The organism is Kitasatospora sp. NPDC058032 (assembly GCF_042885845.1).
Lineage (GTDB): Bacteria > Actinomycetota > Actinomycetes > Streptomycetales > Streptomycetaceae > Kitasatospora.
In genome coordinates, this window is record NZ_JBHVRK010000016.1 from 1 (window position 1) to 12,160 (window position 12,160).

3 protein-coding genes are annotated in these 12,160 nt (G+C 71.3%); 2 read left to right on the plus strand and 1 reads right to left on the minus strand.

Annotation, left to right across the window (positions count from 1 at the left end):
- Positions 1-74 precede the first annotated feature (74 nt).
- Positions 75-3,911, minus strand: a complete 3,837-nt coding sequence (locus ACFVUH_RS24215) for a ricin-type beta-trefoil lectin domain protein (protein WP_387915317.1) — start codon at positions 3,909-3,911, stop codon at positions 75-77.
- Between the two features lie 357 nt (positions 3,912-4,268).
- On the opposite strand from ACFVUH_RS24215, the gene ACFVUH_RS24220 reads away from it, so the two are divergent.
- Both ACFVUH_RS24220 and ACFVUH_RS24225 read left to right on the plus strand, forming a co-directional pair.
- Complete coding sequence (locus ACFVUH_RS24220) at positions 4,269-11,582, plus strand: RHS repeat-associated core domain-containing protein (RefSeq protein ID WP_387915318.1); 7,314 nt, start codon at positions 4,269-4,271, stop codon at positions 11,580-11,582.
- Between the two features lie 101 nt (positions 11,583-11,683).
- Positions 11,684-12,028: a hypothetical protein gene (locus tag ACFVUH_RS24225; RefSeq protein ID WP_387915319.1), complete on the plus strand. Its 345-nt coding sequence runs from the start codon at positions 11,684-11,686 to the stop codon at positions 12,026-12,028.
- The last annotated feature ends 132 nt before the right edge of the window (positions 12,029-12,160 follow it).

Consider the following 12,160-nt stretch of genomic DNA (forward strand, 5'->3'; position numbering starts at 1 on the left):
CCGGCCCGTCCAGAGCCCGCCCGTCCGCGCTCCCTGTGGAGGCGCGGACGGGCGGGCCGAGGTGTGTCAGGGGGTCAGATCTTGGACTCGAGGTTCAGGGTCCACTGCTGGTGGGGCTTGGAGGCCTGGCAGTCCCAGATGCCGAGGCGGATGGCCTGGGCGGGGTTCTCCTGGGGGCGTTCCAGGCAGCGGCCGACGGGGTTGGAGGTCGTGACGGTGGCCGGGAGGTAGATCCGGCCGTCGGAGGTCGTCGCCCACTTCTGGGACGGCTTGTTGTCGCAGACGGCGAGGACGGCCGCGGCGCCGTTGACGAGTGCCGGGTCCTGCGCGGTCAGGCAGTAACCGGCGGCGCGGATCGTGCCGTCGATGCCGAAGGTGAACCGCTGGTTGGGGGTGTCCCAGCAGGCGTAGGAGGTGATCGCGGCCCCGCTGCGCGCCCCGCCCTCGGCGTCGACGCACTGCCAGGAGACCTGGTTGGAGTGCACGGAGACGCTGGTGTTGGCATTGCCCATGGTCGATACGCCGGTGAAGCCGGTGACCTTGCCCGGGGCCGTGGTGGCGTTGCCTCCGCCGGTCAGGACGGTGACGGTGCCGGAGGTGTTGATGCCCCAGAGGTCGGCGAAGCCGTCGCCGTTGAAGTCGGCGGCGCCGATCTTGGGGTAGGCGGCGGCGGTCAGACCGTCGCCGCGGTCGATCAGCGTGCCGCCGTTGGGCTTGGTCAGCGCGCTGAAGTCGGACTTGCCGTCCGTGGTGCGGGTGATCGGGTAGGAGAAGACGTCACCAGTGGCGCGATGCCGGGCCCAGAGGGTGGCCTGCCACGCGTCGTCGAAGCCGGGAGTCTTGGTCACGCCGTTCGCGGGGCCGGGGTTGATGAGGTCGTAGTCGTCCCAGCTGCCCGTTCCAGGAGCGGTGGGGATGAGCAGCGCCGGGGAGTTGACGTCGTTCCACTTGAGCTCGCTGACGTCGTGCAGCCAGAGCCGGCCGCCCTCGACGGTGAGCGCCGAGGTCTGGCTGATGAGCTTCGTGCGGGCCGGTTCGGTCGAGGTGGCCGGGAAGTTCTGGGTCAGCTCGCCGTCGGGGGTGCCGAGCGCGATCACCTGGCCGACCTGGGACCAGTCGGCGGCGAACGGCCGGTCGGCCGGGCAGCTCAGGCCGGAGGTCGGGACGGCCGCGCAGGCGGTGGACTTCTGCCGGGTCAGCGGAATCTTCGTGTACTGGTCGTACCGGCCGGTGCCGTCGTTGTCGATCAGGTAGAGGTTCTTCTTGAGGTTGGTGTCACGGGTGTTGTGGACGATCAGCTGGTCCAGGTCGCCGACCTCGTTGAGCGTGCCGCGGTGGGTGACCTGGTAGTCGGCCCAGCTCGTGGTGGTGTCGTTGATGTCATTGCGCGGTGCGCTCGCGGCGGTGGCGGTGATGGCGCGCGACGGGTCGTTGTTGCCGCTCAGGGTGCGCAGGTTGCCGGCGGCGTCGGGGGTGACGATGTCGGGGATCTGGTCGCCGTCGGTGTCACCGAAGATCGGGGCGGTGCCGGGCTTCCAGGGGGCGTAGAAGTTGTAGTCGGCGCGCTGGCTGTAGTTGCCCGCGACGTCCATCGCCCAGGCGTAGACGGAGTTGGTGCCCCAGCGGGTGGGGGCGAAGGTGACGGACGAGCCCGCGGCGTGGGTGCCGGGCTGGCCGCACTGCCAGCCGACGACCGGGGTCGGGTCGGTGCTGAAGCGCACGCAGGCCACGCCGGAGGCGCGCAGACCGGCGCCGGGCGCGGGGTCCTCGGCGTTGATGACGAAGGTGCCCGGGTGCTGGGGGTCGTTGGCGAACCGGGTGGGGTGGTCGTTGGGCGTCCCGGACGGCGGGAAGTCCGTCGAGCCGATGCTCACCCGCGGGTTGGTGCGGTCGACGCGGAAGTAGCAGTTGGCGCTGTTCGGAGAGGTGAGGGCCTCGTCGGTGGCCCGGGCGACCCACCCGTACTGGTGGCCGTCGGCGAGCGAGCCGACCGGCAGGACGAAGCCGGGGTCGTTGTAGCTGCCTCCCCAACCACCGTCCATGATGCTGAAGTTGGGGTCGTTGTCGTCCCAGAGGTGGAAGCCGGTGTAGAGGTTCTGCCCGGCGGGCGACCAGCTGTTGGCCCGCAGCTGGATGTTCTGGTTGTTGCCGATCCAGCCGGGGTTGTCCCACGGGTTGGCGCCTCCGCTGGTGCACTCGGCGGAGGTGTGGCTGTCGGCGAAGCCCGGCGCCGGGATGGTGCGCGGGTACCAGACGGTGGGGGTGATGTCGTAGGTGGTGGCGATGCTGGGGTTACTGGCGATCTTGTGCCGGTAGAGCTTCTCCCACTCGCTCGCCTGCGGGACGATGCCGATGGTCCAGTAGTCCCACTTCTCCGTGGCGTACCACCTCACCCACGCGGAGACGTCGACGGCCAGCGGTCCGGACCCGGTGATGTGCTGGGTGCCGACGTAGTCGCAGCCCTCCATGACCAGGTTGCCGTTGGTGCCGCACGGCTGGTTGTTCCAGTCGCTGGCGTCGTTGATGGTCCGGTCCCGCGGCGCCGAGTAGACGCCGAGGTCGGTGGGGGTGCCGGGGCTGGAGGCTTCGCTGACCTGGCCGTTGAGGATCGAGGTGTACAGGGTGGGCGGGAACTGGGCCCCGTTGGGGATGGTGGAGAGGACCGGGTTGATCCGGATCTTGAAGTAGGCGCGCTCCCGGCCCTCGTACTGGCAGTTCAGGTTCGGGTCGCTGCTGTGGTAGCCGCAGTAGCCGGTGGAGAGGTTGGTCTTCTTGTTGTAGTTCTTGGCGGTCTTGTAGTTCTCCTGGACCTGGACGGAGCCCTCGGAGGAACTGGCGGCCGAGACGAAGGTCGGGTCGAGGAACCAGGGGCCGGTGCCCGAGCCCAGGGCGGCCTGGTCCGGGGTGAGCTCCAGGGCGCCGGCGGTCACGGTCGTGGTGATCGCGGCGAGGTTGGCGCCGTCCCCGGGGCCCTCGGCGGTGGAGGCGGGCGGCGGCGGGGGCGCGTCGGGATCGTTGCGCGCCGCCGCGGACCTGCCCGCCGCGGCCGACTTGCCGGAGGCGGAAGCGGAAGCGGGCGCGGGGCGGGAGGAGTCCCACTGCAGGGCGGCGGCGGAGCGGAAGCGGACGGTGCCGCCGTCGTCCTTGACCTCCACCTCCCCGGAGTCGGTGGTGGAGGCGTTCAACCCTTCGGCCTTGATCGGGAAGCGCAGGGCTTTCAGGGCGGGGCCGGCGGCAGCCTCGGCGGTGCGGACGACGATGACGTCGCGCCAGCCGCCGTCGGTCAGTGCCGTGAGCTGGAGGTCGACGCCCGGCAGGACATCCGGGTAGGTGGCGGTGGCGCCGTCCAGGGTCGGCTTCGGGAGGGGGAACGGGGCGTCGAAGGAGATCTTCTTCCCGTCCTCGGTGGCGAGCGTGGCCATCGGGCCGCGACCGCCGCCGGAGAAGGTCACCGGAGTGGAGGAGACGGCCGGGGCGAGGGTGCCGTCGGGATTGGTGCGCAGCGTCGCGTCGAGCTCGGCCCAGCCGCTGGACCTCCTGGTGCGGACGGGTGCGCTGTGGTCGGTGGTGGTGAGGGTGCCGTCGGGGTTGGCCACGGTCCGGGAGGTCTCCGTGGTCATCGCCTCGACGACCACCGGCTTGCCGGTCGACTTCGCGGTGGTGACGGCGTCGAGCATGGCCTGCTGCTCGGGGGTGCGCTGCGGTGCGGTACCGGTCGGTGTGACCGGGACCTGGCTCCCGCCGGCGGGGCCGGGTGCGGCCGCCGCCGTGGCGGCGCCGGTCCCGCCGAGCAGCCCGAGGCCGAGCGCGAGGCTGGTGCCGAGCGCCGCGAGGGCCCGGTTCGGTGACCTGCGGGTGCGGGTGCGAGGTATCCGCTTCGGCGGTGATTGGGTGCTTCTGATGGACGACATCGGTCCCCTCCGGTGAAGCCCGCCCCTCCGGGGCGGCGTGTGCGGGAACGAACGATGCTTGCTGGCCATGGGGTTGGTCAATCCCGTTCGGCGCTTTGTTCCCGCATGTCCCATTGGCACCACGAGCCTCGGTAACAAAGGTATAAACCAATTTCGGTTCGTCCGATTCGTGGTGGCGCGACCTGACGGGCGATCACTAACGTGCGTGCCCGATCTATGCGCGGACAGACGCGTCGAACCCCTGATGACGCGTCATGCCGTTCTACGGAGGGGACTGACGTGGAGCTTCGGCATGCCCGAAAGCGGGCCGGGAGGACGGGCAGGCGCCGGTCGCCGGGCCTCGCCGCCCTGCTCGCCTTGACGTTGACCGGTGTGGTGGTGCCGCCGAGTGTGGCCTGGGCGGCAGCACCCGAGTCGGAGGACCGGATATGGTCCCCGGCGCAGACACCCCTCGGTGCCGACACACCGTCGGTGCCGGGCCGCGACCACCTGCCGGAGGGCAGGGGCGCCGCCTCCGCGGCGTCGCGTCCGGAGACCTGGACGCCGGTCGTGGCCGCGCCGGTGGCGCCCGGCAAGGCCACCGTCCGGCTGGGCGCCGACGCGGCGGCGGCCCAGGCCGCCCGCGCCGCGACCGGTGGCGCCTCCCCGGCCTCGGGCGGCGCCACGCCGAGCCGGGCGGGCACCCTGCCGGTCCTGCTCTCGCCCGCCGGTGACGGCGCGGCGTTCGAGGCGTCGGCTCCGGACCGCGGGGCCGACGCGCCGCAGACCGCAGCGCCGCAGGCCACCGCGGTGTCCGTCGAGGTGACGGACACCGCCAAGGGCCGGGCCGCCGGTGCCGGCAGCGCGCTGGTCGCGCTGACCGACGCGGACACGACGCCGTCCGCCGAGGGACGGCGGACGCACGTTTCACTGGACCTGAAGGGCCTTCAGGCCGGCGGCTGGTCCGACCGGGCACGCCTGGTCGCCCTGCCCGCCTGTGCGCTGACCACCCCGGAGCGGGAGGAGTGCCGGACCAGGACGGCGGTGGAGTCCACCGTCGACGCGAGCGGCAAGCTGTCCGCCGACGTGGTCCTGCAGTCCGTCGACGCCACCGTGTCGGCGAAGACCGCCGCTCCGGCCGCGCAGGGCGCTGCGGCGGCCCCGTTGGTCCTGTCCGCCGAGCCGACCCCGTCGGGACCCGGTGGCAGTTACGCGGCGACGGCGCTCGCGCCGTCGATGGAGTGGAGCGCCGGCTCGAACGTCGGCAGCTTCACCTACAACTACACGATCCAGGTCCCGCCGCCCCTGGGCGGCCTGGCGCCGTCGGTCGTCCTCGGGTACAACTCCTCCGCCGTCGACGGCCGGACGTCCGCCACCAACTCCCAGTCCTCCTGGATCGGTGACGGCTGGTCGTACGAGCCCGGTTTCATCGAGCGCTCCTACCGCACCTGCGACAAGGCCGGCGACAAGGGCATCAAGAACTCCGGCGACCGCTGCTGGGGCGGGCAGAACGCGACGCTCTCGCTCGGCGGCCGGTCCGGCACCCTGGTGCGCGACGACGACACCGGCGTCTGGCACCTGCAGAGCGACGACGGCTCCAAGGTCGAGCGGCTCACCGGCGCCCCGCGCGCGGCCGGTGAGCGCGAGTACAAGGACACCGAGTACTGGCGGATCACCACCCCGGACGGCACCGAGTACTACTTCGGCAGCAACCACCTGCCCGGCGGCGACGCCACCGACCCCGCCGCCCAGTCCGTGCTGACCAGCCCGGTCTACTCGCCCAACCCGGGCGACCCCTGCTACGGCGCGTCCACCGGCAAGGGCTCCTGGTGCCAGATGGCCTACCGCTGGCAGCTCGACTACGTCGTCGACCCGCACAAGAACCTGATCACCTACCGCTACGCGCCGGAGACCAACCACTACAGCCGCGGCGGCGGGCAGAACAACAACAGCGGCACCCTCACCTCCTACGAGCGCGCCACCACGCTGACGAAGATCGGCTACAACCAGCGCTACGACGAGCAGAAGGCCGCCAAGGGCACGCTCACCCCGGGCGCGGAGGTGCTGTTCGACGCGACCGCGGAGCGCTGCAAGCCCGGCGGCAGCGTCACCTGCGCGGAGAGCCAGCGCACCACCGCCAACGCGGACTTCTGGCCGGACGTGCCGGTCGACGAGCTCTGCGCGTCCTCGGGCACCTGCACCAACTACGCGCCGACCTTCTTCTCCACCAAGCGGCTCACCTCCATCACCACCCGGGTGGCGACCGGCTCCGGCCCGGTCACCGTGGACACCTGGGCGCTCGGCCAGTCCCTGGTGGACCCGGGTGACGGGACCAAGCGGACGCTGTGGCTGGACTCCATCACCCGGACCGGCAGCAACGGCAGTCCGGACACGGCGCTCAAGCCGGTGTCCTTCGCGTACAAGATGATCCAGAACCGGGTGGACGGTACGGACCCGGCCTCGTTCTGGTTCATGCGCCCGCGCATCAAGGAGATCACCACCGAGACCGGCGGCCGGATCAACGTCGTCTACACCGACCCCGAGTGCTCGCGCGTCAACAACCACATGCCGGCCTCGGCCGACAGCAACACCATGGCCTGCATGCCGGTCAACTGGTACCCGCCGGGCCGGATCCCGCTGCCGGGCCAGACCGAGGTGTTCCCGGTCAACGACTGGTTCAACAAGCCGATGGTGCGGACGGTGACCGAGCAGGACCTGGTCACCACCTCGGTCACCCGGACCACCGAGTACACCTACCACGGCGACGCCGCCTGGCACCGGGACGACGCCGAGTTCACCGACCCGAAGGCCCGCACCTGGGACTACTTCCGCGGCTACCAGGCGGTCACCACCACGACCGGCAGCGCCTTCCCCGGCGAGGCTCCGAAGACCCAGCAGAAGACCACCTATCTGCGGGGCATGGACGGCGACCACAAGGCCGACAGCACCACCCGCAGCGTCGAGGTCGCCAGCCCGCTCGGCGGCACCGTCAAGGACAGCGACTGGCTGGCCGGCAGCGCCGTCGCCACCGAGGTCTTCGACCAGGCGGGCGGCACGGTGAAGGCCGTCTCCGGCAGCGTGCGCTCCGGCCAGCAGGAGACCGCGCACCAGGCCCAGAGCGCCGGTGCGCCGATGATCTACGCCCGGTACCCGGACTCCCAGGTCACCGACATCAGCAAGGACAAGCTGGCGGACGGAAGTTGGCGGACCACCAGCACGGTCACCACCACCGACCCGGCGCACGGGAACCGGGTGCTGCACACCGCCGACAAGGGGGACGGCACCGCCGCCACCCCGGAGCTGTGCACCACGATGGAGTACGCGGTCTCCGACAACCCGCTGCTGATGATCCTGCCGGCCGGGCGGACCACCGTGCAGGGCCCCTGCGGCACCGCGGCGACCGCCGCGAACACCGTCGGCGGCAGCCGGACGCTGTACGACGGACGGCCGTTCAAGCAGGCCGGCACCACCGGCGACACCTCCAGCGTCCAGGTGCTCGACCACCACGACGCGGCCGGGAAGCCGGTCTACACCCACGGCGGGAGCACCACCTACGACGCCTACGGCCGCACCGTCACCACCGCCACCCCGGACGGCTCGACGTACGGCGCCGACGGCGGACAGCTGAGCGGCCCGACGCTCACCCCGGCCGTCACCACCACCACCCGCAGCCCCGCCACTGGACTGTTCCCGACCACCGTGAACACCACCGGTCCGCTCGGCGCCGGCTGGACGGTGGTGGTCAACCAGGAGCCCGGTCGCGGTCTGGCGCTCAACGAGACCGACGCCAACCAGCGGACCACCACGCAGCGGTACGACGGCCTCGGCCGCCTGACCGCCGTGTGGGTGCCCGGTCGCGGCCTCGACGAGCTGCCCAACCAGCGGTTCAGCTACGCCGTCAACGGCACCGCCGGCCCGTCGGTGATCACCAGCGAGTGGCTCCAGCGCTCGGGCGGCACCTACTCGGGCCAGCGCGAGCTGTTCGACGGCCTCGGCCGCACCCGGCAGATCCAGCGGACCAGTGACGCCCGCGCCACCGGCCGGCTGATCACCGACACCGTGTACGACTCGCACGGCTGGACGGTCAAGACCTCGGCGCCCTACTACGAGGCCACCACCGCCCCCGGCACCGCGCTGTTCCTCCCGCAGGACTCGCAGGTGCCGGCGCAGACCTGGACGTCGTACGACGGCCGGGGCCGGCAGGTGCGCTCGGAGTTCCGCTCCAATGCCAACCTGCAGTGGGCGACCACGACCGCGTACCCCGGAGCCGACCGGGTCGACGTGACCCCGCCGGCCGGCGCCTCGCCGACCAGCACGATCACCGACGCCCGCGGTCAGACCGTCGCCACCTGGCAGTACCGCACCCCGGCGCCGACCGGCAACCCGGCCGACGCCGACATCAGCACCTTCACCTACACCGCGCTCAACCAGCCGGCCAGCCACACCGACTCCTCCGGGAACACCTGGAACTACACCTACGACCTGCTGGGCCGGCAGACCTCGGTCACCGACCCGGACGCCGGGACCTCCCGGACCTACTACGACGCCGGCTCCCGGGTCGACCACACCGTCGACGCCAAGGGCAACACGCTCGCCTACACCTACGACCTGATCGGTCGCAAGACCGGCCAGTACAACGGCAGTGTCGCCGACGCGAACCTGCTCGCCTCCTGGACGTTCGACACGCTCGCCAAGGGCAAGCCCACCTCCTCCACCCGGTACGTGGGCGGAAAGGACGGGGCGAAGTACGTCAACGCCGTCGCCGGCTACGACATCGGCTACCGGCCGACCGGCACCTCCGTGACCATCCCCTCCGCCGAGGGCGGGCTGGCCGGTACCTACAGCACGTCGATCACCTACGAGCCCGTCCTCGGGCTGGTGGACACCTTGACGCTGCCGGCGGCCGGCGGGCTCCCGTCCGAGACCGTCGGTTACACGTACAACGACACCGGGCTGCTGGTCTCCAGCAAGAGCCTCAAGAAGTCCGTGGTGGCCGGAGTCGTCTACGACGCCGCCGCCCGGCCCGTGCGCACCACCGTCGGTTCCCCCGGTACCCAGGTGGTCTCCACCCAGCAGTACGACTGGGCCACCGGACGGGTCATCAACTCCTTCGTCGACCGGCAGAACGGCACGGTCTCGGCCGACCAGACCAGCTACACCTACACCCAGTCCGGCCGGATCACCTCGGTGACCAATCTCCAGGACGCCCGTGACCGGGACCTGCAGTGCTTCACCTACGACGGGATCGGCCGGCTGACCAACGCCTGGACCGACACCGGCGGCGTCCACACCACCGCGGACTGGACGGACACCTCCGACGTCAAGCACGGCACCGGCAGCTCCACCGCCGTTCCGGGCACCGGCGGCTGCGACAACGCCAACGGCCCGGCGGCCGTCAGCCCCGGCGGACGCACCGTCGGCGGTCCGGCGCCGTACTGGAACACCTACAGCTACGACGCCGCGGGCAACCGCACCGGCCTGGTCCAGCACGACATCACCGGCAACAGCCTCAACGACACCACCACCACCCAGACCTTCGGAGCCGCCGGAACCCGCAACACCCCGACCACCGCCCCCAACACCGGCGGCGGCACCGGTGGTCCGCACGCGCTGCTGAGTTCCGTCACCAGCGGCCCCTCGGGCAGCAGGACCACCCGCTACCAGTACGACGCGGTCGGCAACACCACCGCGATCACCGACACCTCCGGCACCACCAGCCTGGCCTGGAACGCCGAGGGCAAGCCCACCGCGGTCAGCAAGACCGGGACGGCGGGCAGCACCGGCTACGTCTACGACGCGGACGGCAACCAGCTGGTCCGGCACAGTCCCGGCAAGACCACCATCCTGGTCGGTTCCGACGAACTCACCCTGGACACGGCCACCCAGGCCACCAGCAACACCCGTTCGCTCGCGGGTGGCGGCGGGCTGACCTTCACCCGGGTCACCGCCCCCGTCGGCGGCGGCACCGTCGTGATCCAGGCCGCCGACCCGCACGGCACCAACGGCCTGCAGATCGGCACCGACGCGGCGATGACCGTCACCCGACGGCCCACCGACCCCTTCGGAAACCCCCGCGGCAGCCAGCCCGGGGCCTCCGCCTGGGCCGGCACCAAGGGCTTCGTCGGCGGTCTCAAGGACGACCTCACCGGCTTCACCAGCCTCGGGGCGCGGCAGTACGACCCGGTGACGGGCCGCTTCATCAGCCCCGACCCGATCCTCGACCAGGCGAACCCGCTGCAGTGGAACGCCTACGCCTACAGCTACAACGATCCGGTCAACGCCAGCGATCCCAACGGCCTCTACGGCAGCTGGTGCGCCAGCCAGGCCTGCGCCGACGCGACCCAGAAGGAGGAGGACGAAAGGGCCGCCGCCAAGGCGGCGGCCGGCAGCGGCGGCTCGCCCCAGCCCTCCACCCCGGCGCCCTCCACCCAGCGGGTCTACGTGGCCGTCACGATGACCGTCGCCGTGGAGGACGACGGCTCCGGCCTCGCCCAGAAGCTGCAGAAGGCCTACGAGGCCCAGGTCAAGAAGAAGATCGCGTACCCGCTGTACATGACGGTGAAGGACGAGAACAACGCCCTCGCCGCCGCGTGCAAGGCCCTCGGTCCGGCCTGCACGAAGGAAGTCCAGGACCTGATCGAGTACATCTCGGTCATCAACGGCTACTCGAGCACGGGGCAGGACGACCCCGGCGAGCGCGCCAGCATGCTGATCAACTCCTGCGCCTTCCACAGTTCGTGCGGCAGTGGCAACAACGGCCACTTCTCCACTGACGACGAAGGCTCGTTCGGGGACAAGAACGACTCCGGTCCGGGCTCCTACACCGTCAGCTACGACGGCGGCTACGCGCTGGTGTGCCACAGTTTCGTCGCCGGGACACTGGTCCTGATGGCGGACGGCACGCTGGTGCCGATCGAGCAGGTCCAGACGGGGGACCGGGTTCTCTCCGCGGATCCCCAGCAGGGGCTGAGCAGGGCCGAGGCCGTCACCGACGTGATCGTCACGGACGACGACGGGGAGTTCACCGAGCTCTCGGTCGAGCCCTCCGCGGCGGGTGGCCGGGCGGCGGACGCGAACCCCGCCACGCTGACGACGACCTGGCACCACCCGTTCTGGAACGCCGTCGCCCAGCGCTGGGAGGAGGCTCGCGACCTTCAGGCCGGCGAGCGGCTCCAGCTGCCCGACGGCAGCACGACGGCGCTGGCCTCGGTGAACCACCGGGTCGGCGAGGCCCGTACCTACGACCTCACGGTCTCGAACCTCCACGCGTACTACGTGCTCGTGGGCACGGAGCCGGTCCTCGCGCACAACTGCGGCTTCATCGGGCCGGTCGACCACGTGGCGCTCGGCCGCAACCTGCGTGGTTCCGACACCAGGGTCGAGGACTTCGCCAGGTGGGTCAGGGCCCGGCAGTTCATGCAGTCCACGGACTGGCAGGGCGACGTCAAGGGCGCCATCGAGAACGCCGTCCGCAAGCAGGCGCGGATATCCTTCATGCTCGATGATCTTCCCGGCGGGAAGCAGGGGCCCGAGAAGGCCCTGAAGCTCGCACAGGAGGCCGTCAAGAACGGTCGGCCGATGGCCACGCAGAAGGAACTGGTGTGGATCCATGAGGCAGGTCTCATGAACGAAGTCGAGTTCTACCGTTGGAACCAGAGGCTGAACAGCTGGGCGCTGGTGAAGAGGAAGTGAGTGCTGTGCCTGCCGAACCGTATGTGACCGACCGGCGTCAGTTCAGCCTGGTCGACTACCGACACGGCCACACGTGTGCCGTCATCCGGGGATTCCCGCCCATGGACGACGAGGACGAGTCCGGGGAGTCCCTGCCGCGCGTGCTCGACCTGTTCTTCGCGGGCGTCGAGCGCATCTCGTGCTGGAAGGACATGGGCCCGGTCCATGTCCGTCGTGCCGATGACGGCGAACGTGCCGACCTCGAACGCCGGATCGGCCCGATCGGTACGGGCAGGGTGGTCTTCCTCCTGGAGGCCGGTTCGGTCGAGAGCTACGTCATCGCGCTGCGGCTCTACTGGGCCGAGTTCGACCTGCCTTACGGGGCGGTCAGCCCGCTCGCTTCCGATGATCCGCAATACCGGGAGGCCCACGCCGCCGTCGGCGGCGTGATCGGGCACTCCGGCTGACCGACCCGCGGGACCCCCGCCGTGGGGCCCCCCCGGCGGTGAGGGAGGGGGGGGGGGCGCAGCGGGGGGGCGCCCCCCCCGCCGGCGGCCCGCCGCCCGGCCCGCCCGCCGCGCGGCGGGGGAGGCGGGCGC